This is a genomic window from Pigmentiphaga sp. (assembly GCF_033795525.1).
Lineage (GTDB): Bacteria > Pseudomonadota > Gammaproteobacteria > Burkholderiales > Burkholderiaceae_B > Pigmentiphaga.
On record NZ_JARYGM010000001.1, the window covers coordinates 677,461 to 694,283 of the forward strand.

General features: G+C 66.2%; 14 protein-coding genes and 1 tRNA gene. 3 read left to right on the forward strand and 12 right to left on the reverse strand.

Annotated features, from left to right (window positions below; all coding sequences use genetic code 11):
• Positions 1 to 4: 4 nt before the first annotated feature.
• The 5 genes from QHC78_RS03265 to QHC78_RS03285 form a co-directional block, all read right to left on the reverse strand.
• A complete protein-coding gene (locus tag QHC78_RS03265; protein ID WP_319742428.1) occupies positions 5 to 682 on the reverse strand; it encodes a DUF2848 domain-containing protein in 678 nt (225 codons plus the stop codon).
• Positions 683 to 700: 18 nt separating this feature from the next.
• Positions 701 to 1,933, reverse strand: coding sequence for an ABC transporter substrate-binding protein (locus QHC78_RS03270; RefSeq protein ID WP_319742429.1), 1,233 nt, complete (start codon positions 1,931 to 1,933; stop codon positions 701 to 703).
• 80 nt (positions 1,934 to 2,013) lie between these two features.
• On the reverse strand, positions 2,014 to 2,400 hold the full coding sequence (locus QHC78_RS03275; RefSeq protein WP_319742369.1) for a cupin domain-containing protein: 387 nt from the start codon (positions 2,398 to 2,400) through the stop codon (positions 2,014 to 2,016).
• A 27-nt stretch (positions 2,401 to 2,427) separates the two neighbouring features.
• On the reverse strand, positions 2,428 to 3,906 hold the full coding sequence (locus tag QHC78_RS03280) for a 4-hydroxyphenylacetate 3-hydroxylase family protein (RefSeq protein ID WP_319742430.1): 1,479 nt from the start codon (positions 3,904 to 3,906) through the stop codon (positions 2,428 to 2,430).
• Between the two features lie 31 nt (positions 3,907 to 3,937).
• Positions 3,938 to 4,447 (reverse strand): flavin reductase family protein, encoded by a 510-nt coding sequence (locus QHC78_RS03285; RefSeq protein WP_319742431.1) that lies wholly within the window; start codon positions 4,445 to 4,447, stop codon positions 3,938 to 3,940.
• Between the two features lie 493 nt (positions 4,448 to 4,940).
• On the opposite strand from QHC78_RS03285, the gene aqpZ reads away from it, so the two are divergent.
• From aqpZ to ada, 3 genes are all read left to right on the forward strand, one after another.
• Positions 4,941 to 5,630, forward strand: a complete 690-nt coding sequence (gene aqpZ / locus QHC78_RS03290; protein WP_319742432.1) for an aquaporin Z — start codon at positions 4,941 to 4,943, stop codon at positions 5,628 to 5,630.
• 108 nt (positions 5,631 to 5,738) lie between these two features.
• Positions 5,739 to 6,098: a VanZ family protein gene (locus QHC78_RS03295; RefSeq protein WP_319742433.1), complete on the forward strand. Its 360-nt coding sequence runs from the start codon at positions 5,739 to 5,741 to the stop codon at positions 6,096 to 6,098.
• A gap of 98 nt (positions 6,099 to 6,196) precedes the next feature.
• The gene (gene ada / locus QHC78_RS03300) at positions 6,197 to 7,276 is read left to right on the forward strand and encodes a bifunctional DNA-binding transcriptional regulator/O6-methylguanine-DNA methyltransferase Ada (RefSeq protein WP_319742434.1); all 1,080 of its coding nucleotides are present in this window, start codon (positions 6,197 to 6,199) and stop codon (positions 7,274 to 7,276) included.
• Between the two features lie 82 nt (positions 7,277 to 7,358).
• Here ada and QHC78_RS03305 read toward each other — a convergent pair.
• From QHC78_RS03305 to QHC78_RS03335, 7 genes are all read right to left on the reverse strand, one after another.
• Positions 7,359 to 7,433: transfer RNA gene (locus QHC78_RS03305), tRNA-Val, on the reverse strand.
• A 75-nt stretch (positions 7,434 to 7,508) separates the two neighbouring features.
• Positions 7,509 to 8,222, reverse strand: coding sequence for a DNA polymerase III subunit epsilon (gene dnaQ, locus QHC78_RS03310; protein WP_319742435.1), 714 nt, complete (start codon positions 8,220 to 8,222; stop codon positions 7,509 to 7,511).
• Positions 8,223 to 8,567: 345 nt separating this feature from the next.
• A complete protein-coding gene (locus QHC78_RS03315; protein WP_319742436.1) occupies positions 8,568 to 11,675 on the reverse strand; it encodes an efflux RND transporter permease subunit in 3,108 nt (1,035 codons plus the stop codon).
• Positions 11,676 to 11,685: 10 nt separating this feature from the next.
• Entirely contained in the window at positions 11,686 to 12,792 is a 1,107-nt protein-coding gene (locus QHC78_RS03320; protein WP_319742437.1) for an efflux RND transporter periplasmic adaptor subunit, read from the reverse strand.
• A 288-nt stretch (positions 12,793 to 13,080) separates the two neighbouring features.
• Positions 13,081 to 15,447, reverse strand: coding sequence for a xanthine dehydrogenase family protein molybdopterin-binding subunit (locus QHC78_RS03325; RefSeq protein ID WP_319742438.1), 2,367 nt, complete (start codon positions 15,445 to 15,447; stop codon positions 13,081 to 13,083).
• Entirely contained in the window at positions 15,440 to 15,928 is a 489-nt protein-coding gene (locus QHC78_RS03330) for a (2Fe-2S)-binding protein (RefSeq protein WP_319742439.1), read from the reverse strand. Before QHC78_RS03330 ends, QHC78_RS03325 begins: the two co-directional genes overlap by 8 nt.
• On the reverse strand, positions 15,925 to 16,809 hold the full coding sequence (locus QHC78_RS03335) for an FAD binding domain-containing protein (protein ID WP_319742440.1): 885 nt from the start codon (positions 16,807 to 16,809) through the stop codon (positions 15,925 to 15,927). The genes QHC78_RS03330 and QHC78_RS03335 overlap by 4 nt, the downstream gene beginning before the upstream one ends.
• Between the last annotated feature and the right edge of the window lie 14 nt (positions 16,810 to 16,823).

Sequence of the window (16,823 nt, forward strand, 5' to 3'; positions counted from 1 at the left end):
CCGTTCAGCCGCGCACCGGCAACACGCGGATGTCATAGGCGGCGGCAATCGTCCGCCCCAGGACCGGGTCGTGGATTTCATACTCGAAACGGTCGCTCGGGCGTATGCCGCCCATGACGGCAAGCGTGCCGCCCAGCATCGCGGTTCCGTCCTCGAAGACTTCGCTGCCCGCCATCTTCTCGAGCAGGTCTGCCGGCGTACGCAACGCCCCGACGCTGCCTTCCTGGTAAGTGACGAGCTTGCCCTGTTCCCGTATGCGCGAACGCAGCTGCAGGCTGTCCCAGTGCCCCTCGACCTCGTCCAGGGGCCAGAGCGTGGCGGCGCACGGCTTGTCGCACATCTGCTTGGAAACGGTCACGCCGTAGGCTTCGACCTCCCGGTCGGTGTGGTCGGAGGCCACGCCGACGTAGATCTTGCCAGCGTGGCGGACCAGCAGGTATTCGACTTCGCCGCTGCTGGCGGGGCCGGTGCTTTCCACGCAGCCCGCCTGCGTCAGGCGCGATGCCGAAACACGATAGAACAGCGGCGTGGACGCCGGCCGCTTGATGCCCAGCGCCTCGAGCTCCTGGATATGGTGCTCGATGGCGGCCATATCGCGGCCGGCCCATCCCGCAATAATGAGGGAATCAATGAGAATGTCGACCTGCTGGCTTCCAGCTTGGCTTTCGATGGTAAATCGCATGGGGGATAGATCCGGAAGTCAGCTCTTGGCAAGCGAGCAGGCGCTCTTGGACAGCGGCATGAAAGCCTTGTCGCCCGGGATGGTCTGCAGCACCTGGTAATAGTCCCAGGCGCCCTTGGACTCGGACGGCTTCTTGACCCGCACCAGGTATACGTCGAACACCATCCGGCCGTCGGCGCGGATGACGCCGTTCTTGGCGAAGAAGTCGTTGACGGGAGTGGACTTCATCTTGGCCAGCACGGCATCCGGCGCATCGGTCCCGGCGGCCTGGACGGCTTTCAAGTAGTGCATGGTCGACGAGTAAACGCCGGCATGGTCCATGGTCGGCATCTTGCCCGCCTTGGCAAAGAAACGCTTGGACCAGGCCCGGGTTTCATCGTTGCGGTCCCAGTAGAAGCTGGTGGTCAGCACCATGTCCTGGGCCGCGTCCAGCCCTGCGCTGTGCACGTCGCTGATGAACAGGTGGTTGCTGGCGAGGACTTGCTTGCCGTCCTTGCCGATCATGAATTGCTTGGCGCTCTTGATGGCATTGATGGCATCGCCGCCAGCGTTGTTCAACGCGATCACCTTGGCGCCCGAGGCCTGGGCCTGCAGCAGGTAGGACGACAGGTCGGCGGTATTCATGGGATGCTTGATGCGGCCGACCAGCTTGCCCTTGTGCTCCTTGATGGCGCTTTCAGCGTCCTGGTCTAGCGAAGCGCCCAGCGCATAGTCGACCGTGACGAAATAGTAGGAATCCTTGCCCATGGCGGACAACGCGCCCACCGTACCGTGCGTCAGCTGGTACGTGTCGTAGGTGTAATGCACCGTATAGGGAGAGCAGTCCTCGTTCGTCAGCCGCGTCGTGCCGCCGCCATTGACGATCACCACGCGCTGCTTCTGCTTGCCGACCTGGGCCACTGCCAGCGCCACGGACGAAGGCAGCAGGTCCGTCACCATATCCACCTGCTGGGTGTCGAACCACTCGCGGGCACGGCTGGCCGCCACGTCCGTCTTGTTCTGGTGATCCGCGGCAACGACCTGGACCGGCTTGCCCAGGACCTTTCCGCCGAAGTCCGCTACCGCCATCTCGGCAGCGATCACCGACCCTTTGCCGCCGATATCGGAGAAGATCGAGGACATGTCGGTCATGACCCCGATCTTGACGACGTCATCGCTGACTTTCTGCTGCTGACCGGCCGCCGGCGCAGCGGCAAATAGCGCGGCAAGCGCGCCTGCAACCATACTGTAGGCAAACGGGTGAATAGCCATGGCATCCTCGATCAATAGGGAAAAATGCGCTGCGTGCGCCGGGCTGCGGCCTGCACCATGGCAAGCCGCCCGGCGCCCCGTCACGCGGGGTCGTAGTAATGGATTTCCAGCAACAGGCATCCGTCGTTGGACTTGAACGGACCGTGCCAGGCACCGGGGGGACGCACGGCGTAGGTGTAGCCGGAGAAGGGCGTGCCGCCTTCGCCGTTCTCGTCATTGCCCACGGTCAGGTCGCCGCTGACCAGGAACACTTCTTCCCAGTAGTCGTGGACGATGGCCTGCTTGGTGTGGAAACCCGGGGGGAAGCGCAGCAGGCGGGTGCGGCTGCCGCGTTTGTTGAGTTCGTCGAGCGAACCGGACAGGATTTTCTCCATCGCCCCGGTGGCCGGGTCGTAGCCCGCGGGCAGTTGCCAGCCGCTCTCCATGTCGAGCGTGTGGAATTCATCGTGTTTCTTGGTGACAGCCATGGAATCCTCTTGCGTCAGGAAGCGGTTTCAAGCGGCGCGGCTGGTGGCCAGCTCGCCTTCCAGGGAATAGCTCTGGAGCAGCCCGTCCACCAGCGCGGTGGACCGCTTCCAGTCGTAGGTGCGGAAAGAATGGCCCTTGACCACGAAGCCCGCGCCCGCGTAGAACATTTCGTACTGCGTATGGCGCGATGCAAATTCCGAGCCAACCGCGTCCCATGCCAGTTTGAAGAATTTCACCCGCTCTTCCGACGATGCAACCGGCGATTGCTGCGTCTTGCCTATCAGTTCGGCCAGCATGGGGTTGCGAAAATCGTCGATGCTCGAGGGCAGCATGATCATGCCGCCGCCCGCGAGATCGCGCAGGCGGGTCAGGATCTGGCCGTAGAGTTGCTGCGTCAGCACCTGGCAGCTGTACAGGATGCTCTTGTTCGGCACGAAATAATCGCCGTACCGTTCGCCCTTTACCTCCATGGCGTCCACCAGGGCAGCCACCATGTTGGCCTCGGCGGCCAGCTGCCCCAACATGTCGCGCACGGGCGGCAACCCGATAATGCCGTTGATCTCGGCGGTCTTGTAGGCGATACCCATCAGGAAGCGCAGCTTGACCGCCAGGCGCACCTGGCACTGGTAGTTCTGGAACACATGCGCGGGCGTGGCATGGAACTGCTTCTGGCACATCGCGACGTCGCCATTGATGAACACGCGGTCCCAGGGCACTTTCACGTCGTCGAAGTAGAGCACCGCGTCGTTCTCGTCGAAACGGCTTGCCATGGGGTTGTCGAAGGATGAAACCGCATGCGCCTCATAGGACTTGCGCGACAAGACCTTCAAGCCCGGGGTGTTCATCGGCACCGCGAACGACAGCGCGTAGCGCTCGTCGCCAGGCTGCAGCGGCTGGATGCAGGACACGAACACCTCGTTCGCCATGATGCCGCTCGTGGCCAGCATCTTCGCGCCGCGCACGGTGATTCCTTCCGCGTCCTCGGAAACCTTGCCCAGCGTCAGGAAGGGATCGGCCTGCTGGTGCGCCGACTTGCTGCGGTCGGCCTGGGGGTTGATGATGACGTAGGTCAGGAACAGGTCGTTATCGCGCGCATGGCGGAAGTAGTTGTCCAGCGCCTCGGCACGTGCCGGGTCGTAGGCGCGGAAGACGTCCAGCCCCATCACCATGCCGCCCAGGCAGGACGCGACGTGATCGGGCGAGCGCCCCATGAATCCGTAGTGCAATTCCGCCCATTGCTCCAGCGCCTGGCGCCGCTCGACCAGCTCGTCGAAGCTCGTGGGCAACTGCCAGCACCGGCTGACCAGCGCGTCCCCGGACGGCGAGGCGAACAGCATCTTCTGCTGATTCTCCGGCCGCGACTGGAAATCGTAGAGAGCGGCATAGCTGCCGATGGAGTTCCGGAAGGCGGGATGCACCGTGACGTCCTCGACGGGCTTTCCGTCGATATAGACAGCCCGGCCATCACGCAACGAAGCAATATGTGCGGCACCGCTCTTGATCATGACTCCGATTCCTCTTTATGCAATGCTTGAACTAGGCGACCTCGGCCAAGGCCGCGTACCGGCCGCCGAAGAAAACAAGGGGACGTCCCGCGCCGCGCTGCTCGACGCGCAGCACGCGGCCCACGAAAATCACGTGGTCCCCGCCGTCGTACTGGGCGAACTGGGCACATTGGAAAGTGGCCAGGCAGTCGTCCAGCGTAAAAGGCAAGTCATCGTGGTTACGGATCGGGACACCCGTCCATTTGTCGCTGCGGGCCTTGGCAAACCGCGCGGAGACATCCTGCTGGCCTTCCGAGAGGACGTTCACGCTGTAGTGGCTGGCGGCCTCGAGCCCCGGCAGGCTGTAGCTGTTGCGCCCTATCGAGAACAACACCAGCGGGGGATCGAGCGACACCGAATTGAAGGATGTCACCGTCATGCCGATGCGGCTTCCATCCGGCGCCTCGGCCGTGACCACCGCGACGCCAGTCGGGAACTGGCCAAGCGCCGACCGGAACTCCAGCTGGTCGATAGGCTTGATCGCTGATGACTCGGTTTGCATTCCATTCCTCTTCTGACCGTGAACGACGGCTCGAGCCATCGCTCCACGCATCAAATTATCTTTATTAAATAGCTTTATTTGCAAGCTATTTTTCAAGCAGAAGAGGAAGGGTTTTCCCTCTGGCGGCAGCAGCCCAAACCATGCCGGTGCAATGCAGCACAAGCCCGGTGCGAAGCGCACCACGCCTGCGCCGGCGGGACCTTCATTTTCGAACATTGCTTTTTAATAAAGCTATTTTTAGAACCTAAGTATTTTCCCGGAAAAGACTGGGCGAAGCGGCCCCGTTCGCGAACCACGCAAAATGCGTACCAGTTTCACCGGCTGGGGGAACCGGCATACCTGCGGGCACGCCGACGCTAAACAATGCCAAACCACTGGGAAGTGTGGCGCAAGAACCTCATAGAATGCCGCGGTCGTTGCGTTCGTAACTATGTAGATGCATGCTCGTCATGCAGCTCAACCATGCAGTCACAACCACAATGAGGGGAGAGGTATGAGTAAGCGGCTTTGTGCTGAATTCCTGGGGACATTCTGGCTGGTGCTGGGCGGATGCGGCAGCGCCGTACTGGCAGCGGCGTTTCCCGAACTGGGCATCGGGTTTGCGGGCGTATCGCTGGCCTTCGGCCTGACGGTCGTCACCATGGCCTACGCGGTGGGCCACATTTCCGGCGGCCACTTCAACCCTGCCGTCACCGTCGGCCTCGTCGCCGGCGGCCGCTTCCCGGCCAAGGACGCCATCCCCTACCTCATCGCGCAGGTAATCGGCGGCCTTGCCGCCGGCGCGGTCCTCTATTTGATCGCCAGCGGCAAGGCCGGCTTCGACGCCGGCGCCGGGTTCGCCTCCAACGGCTACGGGGAGCACTCGCCCGGCGGATATTCGCTCACGGCCGCCATCGTTTGCGAGCTCGTGCTGACGGCCTTCTTCCTGATCGTCATCCACGGCGCCACCGACAAGCGGGCTCCAGCCGGCATGGCCCCATTGGCCATCGGCCTGGCTCTCACGCTGATCCACCTGATCAGCATCCCGGTGACGAATACCTCGGTCAACCCCGCCCGCAGCACCGGCGTCGCGGTGTTCCAGGGAAGCTGGGCGCTGGAGCAGCTCTGGATGTTCTGGGTCGTACCGCTGATCGGCGGCATCGTGGGTGGGCTGATCTACCGCTGCCTGCTCGAAAAGGAATAAGCGCCAGGCGCGCGCCGCTCGCCCCGCCCGGGACGAGCGGCGATAATAGCGGAGGGGTTCTCCCCGCGGCCCGGCCCGGGCCGCGCCATCAGCCTGGATCCGCAGACAATGACTCAACGCTTGACCGCCTTCGGCGGCTGGAAGCCGATGTTCTGGGCGGCCGCGCTCGGCATACTCGTGCTGTCCCTGCTGCCGCCCGCCACGCCCCTGCCCTCTACCGGTTGGGACAAGACCAACCACCTCCTCGGCTTCGGGGTGCTTGCCCTGTTGGCCCGCTTCGCCTATCCCGGTCCCGCGTGGCCCCGGCTGGCAGGCCTGCTGGCCTATGGGGCGCTGGTCGAGGTGCTGCAGTCGCTGACCCCCTACCGATCCGCGGAATGGACAGATCTGATTGCCGACGGCCTGGGCATCCTGATCGGCTGGGGAGGCTCCTGGCTCGCCGCCTACGGTGTCCAGCGCCGCGCCTGAGGCCTGGCAGGCGGCCGGAATTTGAGCGCAAAAGCCGGGGTGCCGGGCGGCGATGGGCCAGCTACATTGGTCACAACTTCCGCTGACGCTCAAGCAACATGAAACTCACTCCTCCTCCCGCCCTCCCAGCCGGTGTCCCGACCGAGCGGGATCCGCGCTGGCAGGCCCTGCTGGCCCGCGACCCGGCGGCCGACGGCCAGTTCGTCTACGGAGTCAAGACGACGGGCGTCTATTGCCGGCCCAGCAGCCCGTCCCGCCGGCCCCGCCCGGAAAACGTCGAGTTCTTCGACACGCCCGAAGCCGCCGAGGCGGCCGGCTACCGCCCCAGCCGCCGGGCAGCCCGCGACCGCACGACGGTAGCGGCTCACCACGCGGCGCTAGCGGCCCAGGCTTGCCAGTTGATCGAAACGGCCGACGCAGTACCTTCCCTGGCCGAACTGGCCGCCCGTGCCGGCCTGAGCATGTACCACTTCCATCGGGTATTCAAGGCCGTGACGGGCTTGACGCCCAAGGCGTACGCCGCGGCCCATCGCGCCCGCAAGCTGCGCCGACAGTTGCACGGCAGCACCACCGTAACCGACGCCATCTACGAAGCAGGCTTCAATGCCAGCAGCCGCTTCTATGAAAGCTCCGACGGCCTGCTCGGCATGCGGCCGACGGACTACCGGGCAGGAGGCGCCAACGCCGTCATCCGCTTCGCGGTCGGCCAGTGTTCATTGGGAGCCATCCTCGTCGCCCAAAGCGAGCGGGGTGTATGCGCCATCCTGCTGGGCGACGACCCCGAGCTGCTGGTGCGCCAGCTGCAGGACCAGTTCCCCCGCGCCACGCTGGTAGGGGGCGACCGCGATTTCGAACAGGTCGTGGCGCGGGTAGTAGGGCTGGTCGAAGCGCCCGCCGTCGGGCTGGACCTGCCCCTGGACGTACGCGGCACCGCCTTCCAGGAGCGCGTCTGGCAGGCGCTGCGCAAGATCCCGCCCGGGACCACTGCCACCTACGCCGAGATCGCTGCCCTGATCGGCATGCCGCGGGCCGTGCGCGCGGTGGCGCGGGCTTGCGGCGCCAACCCGCTGGCGGTCGCCATTCCATGCCACCGGGTCGTGCGTAGCGACGGGGCGCTGTCGGGATACCGCTGGGGCGTCGAACGCAAGCGCGCGCTGCTGGAGCGCGAGGCCGATTAAAGCAAGAAGCGCAGCGGGCAATGGGCGCGCGCGCAAACCGGCCATGCCTGACTGGCATGGAAAAGAAAATGGTAGGGAGGATTGGTGGGCGGTACTGGGTTCGAACCAGTGACCCCTGCCGTGTGAAGGCAGTGCTCTACCACTGAGCTAACCGCCCAAAGACATGGCGAATGCCGGTCTTTGGCCAAAGGCTTCCGCCTTGCGCGCAAGCCCAGCACTATAGCATACTTTCCTATTGGGCGGAAAGCGGCTCCCACTTGCGCCACAGCGTCTGGCCCTTGGACTCCTTGTCCAGCCCCGCCAGGTACGCCTGGTGCGCCGCCAAGTCGGCCTCGCTTACCGCCGCCACCGGCAGGACACCGGGATCAAAGCTGCCGAAGCTGGTCGCAACCTGGCCGCCGGTATCGCCCAGGTCGATCACCAGGCTGTCCTGCCCGCGCGTCATGGCCAGCCAGACTTCGGCCAGCAGCTCGGAGTCCAGCAAGGCCCCGTGTAGCACCCGGTGGGCGTTCGAAATGCCGTAGCGGTCGCACAGCGAGTCGAGGGAGTTGCGCTTGCCGGGGTGCAGCTCACGCGCATGCTGCAACGAATCGACCACGCTGAGGCACAGCCCACGGAAGTCCCCGCGCTGGAGGCGGGCGAGTTCGGCATTCAGGAAGCGGATGTCGAATTCGGCGTTATGAATGATGACGTGGCCGTCCCGCACGAAGTCGAGGAACTCGTCCACCTTGTCCTCGAAGCGCGGCTTGTCGGACAGGAACTCGGTGGTCAGGCCGTGCACTTCCAACGCGCCGGGATCGCTATCTCGATCGGGATTGAGGTAGGTATGGAAGTGCCGCTGCGTGACGCGCCGGTTGACGATTTCCACGCAGCCGATTTCGATGATGCGATGCCCTTGCTGGGGATCGAGGCCGGTGGTTTCCGTATCCAGGACGACGTAGCGCATTGTTGCGAGCACTCAAAGAGAAAAAGCGAAGGCCCAAGTGTAGGGCATTTGGCAGCACCGTCGGCAAGCCGGTTGGGGGGCGGGCAGGCAGGCGGCGCGGCAGGCCCCAACCCGGGCTGGCGAAGCCGGTTCCGGCTGCGCCGGAACTTCCCGCGGCAGGTAGGCAAAACGGGGCGGGCGTGAACTCGCGCGGGGACAGCCCCCCGGGCTGTCCCTAAACCGCGCTCAAACATGCACGCCCTTGCTTCCCCGTTTTGCCTACCCGCCGCGGCGGCTCCGGACAGCCCGGGTTGGGGCCTGCCGCGCCGCCTGCCTGCCCGCCCCCCAACCGGCTTGCCGACTCCCCTACCCCACCGATTCCGGCGCCGGAGCCACCGGGGCCGTGTGCGGATCGGGTTCGACGGGATGGTCACCCACCGGGAGCGGCCGCTTGCGCTTGCCGGCGATCAGCGCGTAGACGCAAGGCACCACGAACAAGGTCAGAAGCGTGCCCAGGCTCATGCCGCCCACGATCACCCACCCGATCTGCACCCGCGACTCGGCGCCCGCGCCGGTGGCGAAGGCCAGCGGCACCGCGCCCAGCACCATGGCGCCGGTAGTCATCAGGATAGGCCGCAGGCGCAGCACGCTGGCCTCGGCCACGGCGTCCAGCAGCTCCTTGCCCTGGTCGCGCAGCTGGTTGGCGAACTCCACGATCAGGATGCCGTGCTTGGTGATGAGGCCCACCAGCGTAATCAGGCCGATCTGGCTGTAGATGGATAGTGTCCCGCCCGAGAACCAAAGCGCCAGCAAGGCACCGGTCATGGACAACGGTACCGACAGCATGATGATCAGCGGATTGCGCCAGCTCTCGAACTGGGCCGCGAGCACCAGGTAGATGAAAGCCACCGCCATGGCGAAGACCAGGTAGATGCTGCCGGACGAATCGCGGAATTCGCGCGACTGGCCGTTGAGGTCGGTCTGGGAGGTGGCGGGAAGCACGCGTGCGGCGATGTCGTTCATGACGTCGAGCGCTTCGCCCAGCGCATAGCCCGGGGCTAGCGAGGCCGAAATAGTGACGGCCCGCATGCGGTTGAAGTGGTTCAGCGTCTGGGGCGACACGCCTTCGCGGACGGACAGCAGGTTGGCCAGCTGCACCATCTCGCCGCTGCGGGCGCGCACGTAGATGTCGGAAATGTCGTCAGGGTTGGAGCGGTCGCGCGGCACGACCTGGACCAGTACGTCGTACTGTTCGCCGTTGTCCTTGAAGCGGGTGACCTGACGGCCGCCCAGCATGGATTCGAGCGTGCGGCCCACGCGGTCGACGTCCACGCCCACGTCGGCCAGCTTGTCGCGGTTGACCAGCACCCGCAGCTCCGGCGTGTTCAGGCGCAGGTCGGTCTGGACGTTCTGCACGCCGGGATACTTGGCCAGCTCGGCCAGGAAAGTGTCCGTCATGGTGGCCAGCTCGGGGTAGGAGACCTGGCTCATGATGACGAACTCGATGGGCGACGATCGCGGCGACTGTCCCAGCGACGGCGGATTCGACGGGAAGGCCTGCACCCCGGGCAGCGCCGCAAAGCGCTGCTGCAGCGAGCGGGCGATTTCCTGCTGAGTACGGGTGCGCTCTTCCCAGGGCTTGAGGCGCAGCACGGCGTTGCCGTCGGTGACCACCGGAAAGCCCGCCACCGACTGGTAAGCGGCCATTTCGGGGATGTCCTTGTAGATGTCTTCCATCCGCTCCAGGTAGCTGGTGGTATAGCCCACCGTCGCCCCTTGCGGTGCGACGACCCGGCCGTAGATGACGCCCCGGTCCTCCACGGGCGACAGCTCGCTCTTGATGGTCTTGAACAACGGCGCGCTGCAGGCGCCCACGGCCAGCCCGAGCACGACCACCCAGCCGCGATGGGCCAGCGCCAGCGACAATGCGCGGCGATAGCCTCGCGTCAACGCTTCCAGCCCGCTTTCGATGAAGTTGTAGACCCGGCCATGGGAGGTCTGGTGGCGCAACATAATGGAGCACATCATGGGCGTAAGGGTCAGCGCGACGAAGCCGGAAACCAGCACGGCGCCGGCCAGCGCCAGCGCGAACTCGATGAACAAGCGGCCGGTACGGCCTGTGGCGAAGGCCAGCGGCGCATAGACGGTGACCAGCGTCAGCGTCATGGCGATGACGGCAAAGCCGATTTCGCGGGAACCGATCAATGCCGCCTGCAGGCGCGACTTTCCTTCCTCGATGTGGCGGAAGATGTTCTCCAGCACGACAATGGCATCGTCCACCACCAGCCCGATGGCGAGCACCATGGCCAGCAGCGTAAGCGTGTTGATCGAAAAGCCGAAGGCATACATCAGCGTGCAGGCGCCGATCAGCGATACCGGAATGGTAACGATGGGAATGAGGCTGGCGCGCAGGTTCCGCAGGAACAGGAAGATCACCAGCACCACCAGCACGATCGCCTCGGCGATGGTGTGAAACACCGACTCGATGGATTTTTCGATGAAGACCGACGTGTCGTAGGACATGTTGAGCTTCATCCCGTAGGGCAGCGTGGTGTTCAGCTGCTCGATCTCGGCGCGTACGGCCTTGGACAGGTCCAGCGGGTTGGCGGTGGACTGCTTGACCACGCCGATGTTGAGCGCCGGCTTGCCGTTGAAACGGGAGGTCACGCGCTCGTCGACAGGCCCCAGGCCGACGGCGGCCACGTCGCCGATACGCACGCTGTAGCCGCCCACATTGGCGATGATGACGTTCTCGAATTGTTCCTTGGTGCGCAGGTTGGTCGCTGCCACTACCGAGAATTCCCGCGCGCTCGACTCGATGCGGCCGGAGGGGATCTCGACGTTCTGCTTGCGCAAGGCGTCTTCGACGTCCTGGACCGTCAGCCGGTAGGCCGCGAGCTTGCTGCGGTCGACGTTGATGCGCATGGCCGGCAGGCGTTCGCCGAATACCCGCACCTCGGCGGCCCCGGGCAGCACCGACAGCCGCGGCTTGATGAAGCGGTTGATGTAGTCGGACGCTTCCATCGAAGAGAGCGAACCGGCCTCCACGGCCAGGTACATGACGGGCTGTGAGTCGGCCTCGACCTTGGCGATGATGGGCTCGTCGATTTCCTCGGGCAGGCGGCCGCGCACCCGCGCTACCTTGTCGCGGACGTCGGCCGCCGCGGCGTCGGGGGACACCGACAGGCGGAAACGGACGTTGATGTTGCTGCGCTCTGCCCGGCTGGTGGAGGTCATGACTTCCACCCCCTCGATGCCGGACAGGGAGTCCTCCAGCGGCTTGGTGATCTGGGATTCGATGACCTCTGCCGATGCCCCCTTGTAGACGGTACTGACCGAAACCACCGGCTCGTCGATCTGCGGATACTCGCGCACCGTGAGGCGGCTATAGGAGATCAGGCCGACCAGCAGGACCAGCAGCGACAGGACGGTGGCGAAGACCGGGCGCTTGATGCAGACTTCCGACAGGACCATGGCGCCGCCTTCAGAGGGTCGAGGCAGCGGTGGCGGCCACTTTCACCGGCACGCCGTCGCGTAGTTTCTGCGTGCCCGCCACCACCACGACATCCCCCTCCGCCAAGCCCGAGGTGATCTCGACCAGGGCGTCGCGCCGCTGGCCGACCTCGACCTGCACGCGCTCGGCCCGCCCTTCCCGCACACGGTAGACGAACTGGTCGTCGCCCACGGGCACCAGCGCCGCCTCGGGCACGGCCAGCGCCTGGGCGGCGGCGTCGAACAGCAGCCGTACGCGGGCGAACATGCCCGGGCGCAATTGCCCGCCCGGGTTCTTGACCTGGGCGCGCATGACGATGGACCGTCCTCCCGTATCGATCAGCGGGCTGATGGCGTAGACCGTGCCATTGAAGGCCTTGTCGGGCAGCGCGTCGAGCGAAATCTCCAGGGTCTGCCCCGTGCGGATCTGCGGCAGGTAGATCTCCGGAATACGGAAATCGACCTTGAGCGGATCGATCGCCTCGAGCGCGACCAGATCCTGCCCCACCGCGACGTAGTCGCCCACCGACACGTTGCGCAGCCCGATCACGCCGCCGAACGGCGCGCGGATGGCGTTCTTGTCGAGGCGGACCTGGGCCAGCACCATGGCGGCCTCCTGCACCTTCATGGCATTGTCGGCTTCGTCCTTGGCCTGCTTGCTGATGAAGCCCTTCTGCTGCAATTCGATGGACCGGTCGTAATTGCTCTTGGCCAGCGAATAGTTGGCCCGTGCCTGCTCGAACTCGGCACGCGGGACGGAATCGTCGAGCCGTATCAACACCTGCCCTTTCTGCACCCGCTGGCCTTCCTTGAACAGGATCTGGCTGATGCGCCCGGCCACCTCGGGCCTGAGCGTGACGGATTCGTCGGACCGCAGGCTCCCCACGGCGGTGATACCGCGCTCGAACGGCCGCCGGGCCACTTTCCGGACCTCAACGGTGATGGCCTGCGGACCTCCGCCCTTGTCCGACGGCGCGGAAGCGGCTGCGCGCGGGGTATCCGGGGGTACGCCCTCTGCCAGGAAGCGCGGGGATAGATAGCCTATCCCGGCCCCGACGGCAAGGGCGAGGACGGCGACGAGGGGAACGGAAGTCTTCATGCTGGCAAGCAGGGAAAGGGCAACAAGGTGTATCGCTCAATGTAGCATCGGACCATGGCGATTGCGCATGTCATGTGCGTCCCGAGGCCCGGAAAATCAGAGAAAAGCTGTTACAGCGCTCGAAGGCGGCCGCTGCCTGCCTGTCGTGCCCGGGTCTTCCCTTAGTCCAGTTTGCCGATGCGGCGGACGATGCCAGCCGTCAGCCGCAAGCCTATGAAAAATACTTGCGGACAACCGGGAGCCAACGGCGCGCCGAAACGCACCAATTGGTATAGAAGACAGACGGCGCTAGCCCAGAACTCCCAATGCGCGCAGCACCCGCTCCGGCGTGAGCGGCAGGCAGTACACGCGCCCGCGGCCCGCCGCCGCCAACGCGTCGTTCAAGGCGTTCATCAAAGCGGCGGCCGCACCCACGGTGCCGGCCTCGCCTACGCCGACAATACCCAGGCCGTCGTCGGTCAAGGGCGGGCTCTCGGCGTGGACGAGTTCTATGTCGGGCAGATCGATGGCCATGGGCATCGGGTAGCTCGACAGCGACGATGCCAGCGCGCGGCCGCGTTCGTCATAGGCACATTCTTCCATCAGCGCCGCGCCCAGGCCCTGGGCCACGCCGCCGCGGATCTGCCCGTCGACCAGCAGCGGATTGACGATGCGCCCGGCTTCGTGCACGACGACGTGGCGCAGCAGCCGGATCTGCCCGGTGTCCGCATCCACCTCGATGCGCGATAGCTGGATGCCGGTACCGCAGCGGTAAGGCTGCGTGAGCGGGCCGTAGGTGGCGCTGGCCACGAGCTGCGGCTGCACACCGCCGAATTCGTAGGGCCGATAGTGAGCAGCCTCGGCCAGGGCTCGCAGTGCGAGCCTCGGCGCACCGTCTTCCCGGCCCACGATGTCGCCGCCGCGGATGGACAACGCGTCGGCGTCGGTGTGGAGCGCGATCGCAGCGAGCTGAAGAATTTCCCGGCGCAGGATCGCCGCCGCTTCCCAGGCGGCTTGGCCGCCTATGGCCATGCCGCGCGACCCCCAGGTGCCGCCACCGTGCGCAGTGGCCGCCGTATCGCCGGTCATCACCTCGACCCGGTCCAACTCGACGCCGAGCGCGTCGGCGACGACCTGGCGCACGCCCATTTCGGTCCCCTGTCCTTGTTCCGTCACACTGGAAATGCAGCGGAACGCGCCGGAGGGCTCCAAGCGCAGCGTGCACCCGTCGCGGCTGGATACCGCCTGCTCGCCCTGGCCATAGAACCATGGACCGCGGGAGGTCTGCTCGACGAAGGCAGCGATGCCCAGGCCCTGGATGCGGCCTTCTTCGCGGGCCTGCGCGATCTCGGCGTGCAAGGCCGGCAGGTCTACCGCGCGCTCCAGCGCTTCCAGGCTCTGGCTGAACGCCAGCCGCTCGAAGCGCGTGCCGGTGGGCGCCACATACGGGAAGTCTCCGGGCCGCAGGAAATTGCGGCGGCGGATCTCGACCGGACCGATGCCGCAGGCCCGGGCGGCTTCGTCCACCAGCGCTTCGGTGACCGCGCACGCCAGCGGATGACCCACGCCGCGATAGTGGCCGGCCATGACCTTGTTCTGGAACACGATGTCGGACGACGCGGCGAAGGCATCGAAACGATACGGCGCCCCGCACAGGCCCATGATTGCGCGCGGCTCACCCAGGCTGGAGCGTGGATACTGCGAATACGGCCCGATGGCATAGAGGTCTTGCACGTCGAAGGCCAGCAGGCAGCCCTCCCCGTCTACCGCCAGCCGGCCTTTCACCTGATGCTCGCGGGCCTGGATGTCGGACAGCATGGATTCGGCGCGATCGGCGATGAAACGCACGGGGCGGCCGAGCAGCACGGACGCGGCGCACACCGCCAGCTCGTCGCCGTACAGCTGCTGCTTGACGCCGAACGCGCCGCCGACGTCGGGGCAGACCACCCGTATCCGGTGGGCGTCGAGCCCGAGCAACTGCGCGAACTCCTGTTGCATCTGGTGGGGGCATTGGTGGCTCAGGTGCACCGTAAGCCGCCGTTCCGACGGTTCGAATTCGGCCACCACGCCGCGCGTTTCCATCGGCACGCCGGTATGGCGGTTGAAACCGAACTCGCACTCGACGACGTGCGCGGCGCCGGCGAACGCGGATTCCACCTCGCCCGAGCGCTGGTCCAGGTGCAGTACCAGATTGTCGGGCAGCCCGGCGTGAATGGCCGGAGCGGTCAGCGCCGCGCGCGGATCGGTCAGCGCCGGCAATTCTTCCCATTCCACGATCACGCGGGCGCAGGCATCTTCGGCGCGTGCGCGGCTATCGGCCACGATCATCGCGACAGGCTCGCCGTTCCACATGGCCTTCTCGATCGCCAGCGGATACTGCACCGGCGCGCGCAGCGCGGGAAACGCCGCCGTCGCGCCCCGGTAGCCGCGGCAGACGGCGGCGATGTCCGCCCCCGTGAACACGGCCTCCACGCCGGGCATTGCCCGCGCGGCCTCGGTGTCGATGCGGACGATGCGGGCGTGCCCGACCGGGCAACGCACGAAAGCGGCATGCAGGCAGGCCAGGAAGGGGAGATCGGCCACGTAGCGGCCCCGGCCGGCCAGCAGCCTGCGATTGCGCGGCGGCGGGACGGCGCCGCCCATGCCTTGGGCCACGGTATGGGAGGCGTCATGCATGGCGGCGCATCCTGGCAGTATCGACGACGGCATCGACGATCGCCTGATAGCCGGTGCAGCGACAGAGGTTACCGGTCAGCGCCCGCCTTACACCGTCACGCGAGATGGACGGCTCCTTACGCAAGGCATCGTCGGCGGTGATCAGCATGCCCGCCGTGCAGAACCCGCATTGCAGGGCGGCGTGGCGGTGAAACGCGTCCTGCAGGTCGGCCAGTTCTCCGCTGGCGGTCAGGCCTTCGATAGTGTCGATGCACATACCCTCGGCCTGGACAGCGAGCATCAAGCAGGCACGGACCACCTTTCCGTCGGCGCGCACCGTGCACGCGCCGCAGGCTCCCTGTTCGCAGCCCAGATGCGTGCCGGTCAGGCCCAGCACCTCGCGCAGGTAGTCGGCCAAGGTCATGCGTACCGGCACATCGTCGGCGCGCGCACGCCCGTTCACAGTACAGCGCAGTCTGAGCGTCATCTCGTCGTAACTCATGGCTGGGGCATTCCGTCCAGGTGCCGGCACAGCGCGGCCCGCGCCCGCTCGAGCAGCGTGGCGGCCAGGTGCAGGCGGTAGGCCGCATCACCGTCGGGCACGAAGCGAGCAAGTTCGGCACGCATGACGGCCCGCGCACCGTCGGCGTCCGTAGGGTGGCGAGCCAGGCCGAGAGCGGTCGTGCCAAGCAGCCGCGGGCGGTCCGACACGCCGCTGAACGCCAGGCGGACCTCGGGCACCTGTCCGGGCCGGCAGCGGGCCAGCAACGCTACGCTGGCGTAGGCCGGCGCGGTCGGCCGGCGGGCGATTTCATCGAAGAAGTGGTAGTCGTGAGGGCCGGCGCAGGGAAGCCGCACTTCGGCCAGATACTCGTCGGAACGGCGCGCGGTGGCGAACGCACCGGTGAAAAAATCTTCTGCCGGCAGGATGCGCTGGCCCTGGCTAGATCTCAGCGTAAAACGTGCATCCAAGGCCACCATTGCCAAGGGAAACTCGCCCGCCGGGTCGGCATGGGCCAAGGCCCCGCAGACCGTGCCACGATTGCGGACCGCGGCGTTGCCGACATGGGCGGCCGCCATGGCCAGCAGCGGCGCATGCGCGCGCACCAGTTCGTGGGTGGCCGCTTCGCCATGCCGCGCCAGCGGGCCGATGCGCAGCTCGAGTCGGTCGCCGCCCTCGCGCGGAGCATGGCCGATACCGCCGGCCCCGGCCAGCTGATTGATGTCGATCACGACGCGCGCCGCACGGCTGCGCAATGCCAGTTCTGGAATCAGGCTCTGGCCCCCGGCCAGGATGGCGGCATCGGTGCCATGCCGCGCCAATGCCGCCAGCAATTCCGTCTCGGTGCGCGGACGCAGATATTCGATGGGTGCGAGCTTCATGCCGAGTCCCGGGC

Coding starts and splice junctions, on each gene's coding strand:
- QHC78_RS03270 (WP_319742429.1), bottom strand. CDS start 1,933: ATGGCTATTCACCCGTTTGCCTACAGTATGGTTGCAGGCGCGCTTGCC.
- QHC78_RS03320 (WP_319742437.1), bottom strand. CDS start 12,792: ATGAAGACTTCCGTTCCCCTCGTCGCCGTCCTCGCCCTTGCCGTCGGG.
- QHC78_RS03265 (WP_319742428.1), bottom strand. CDS start 682: ATGCGATTTACCATCGAAAGCCAAGCTGGAAGCCAGCAGGTCGACATT.
- aqpZ (WP_319742432.1), top strand. CDS start 4,941: ATGAGTAAGCGGCTTTGTGCTGAATTCCTGGGGACATTCTGGCTGGTG.
- QHC78_RS03285 (WP_319742431.1), bottom strand. CDS start 4,447: ATGCAAACCGAGTCATCAGCGATCAAGCCTATCGACCAGCTGGAGTTC.
- QHC78_RS03325 (WP_319742438.1), bottom strand. CDS start 15,447: ATGCATGACGCCTCCCATACCGTGGCCCAAGGCATGGGCGGCGCCGTC.
- QHC78_RS03295 (WP_319742433.1), top strand. CDS start 5,739: ATGACTCAACGCTTGACCGCCTTCGGCGGCTGGAAGCCGATGTTCTGG.
- QHC78_RS03275 (WP_319742369.1), bottom strand. CDS start 2,400: ATGGCTGTCACCAAGAAACACGATGAATTCCACACGCTCGACATGGAG.
- ada (WP_319742434.1), top strand. CDS start 6,197: ATGAAACTCACTCCTCCTCCCGCCCTCCCAGCCGGTGTCCCGACCGAG.
- QHC78_RS03280 (WP_319742430.1), bottom strand. CDS start 3,906: ATGATCAAGAGCGGTGCCGCACATATTGCTTCGTTGCGTGATGGCCGG.
- QHC78_RS03330 (WP_319742439.1), bottom strand. CDS start 15,928: ATGAGTTACGACGAGATGACGCTCAGACTGCGCTGTACTGTGAACGGG.
- dnaQ (WP_319742435.1), bottom strand. CDS start 8,222: ATGCGCTACGTCGTCCTGGATACGGAAACCACCGGCCTCGATCCCCAG.
- QHC78_RS03315 (WP_319742436.1), bottom strand. CDS start 11,675: ATGGTCCTGTCGGAAGTCTGCATCAAGCGCCCGGTCTTCGCCACCGTC.
- QHC78_RS03335 (WP_319742440.1), bottom strand. CDS start 16,809: ATGAAGCTCGCACCCATCGAATATCTGCGTCCGCGCACCGAGACGGAA.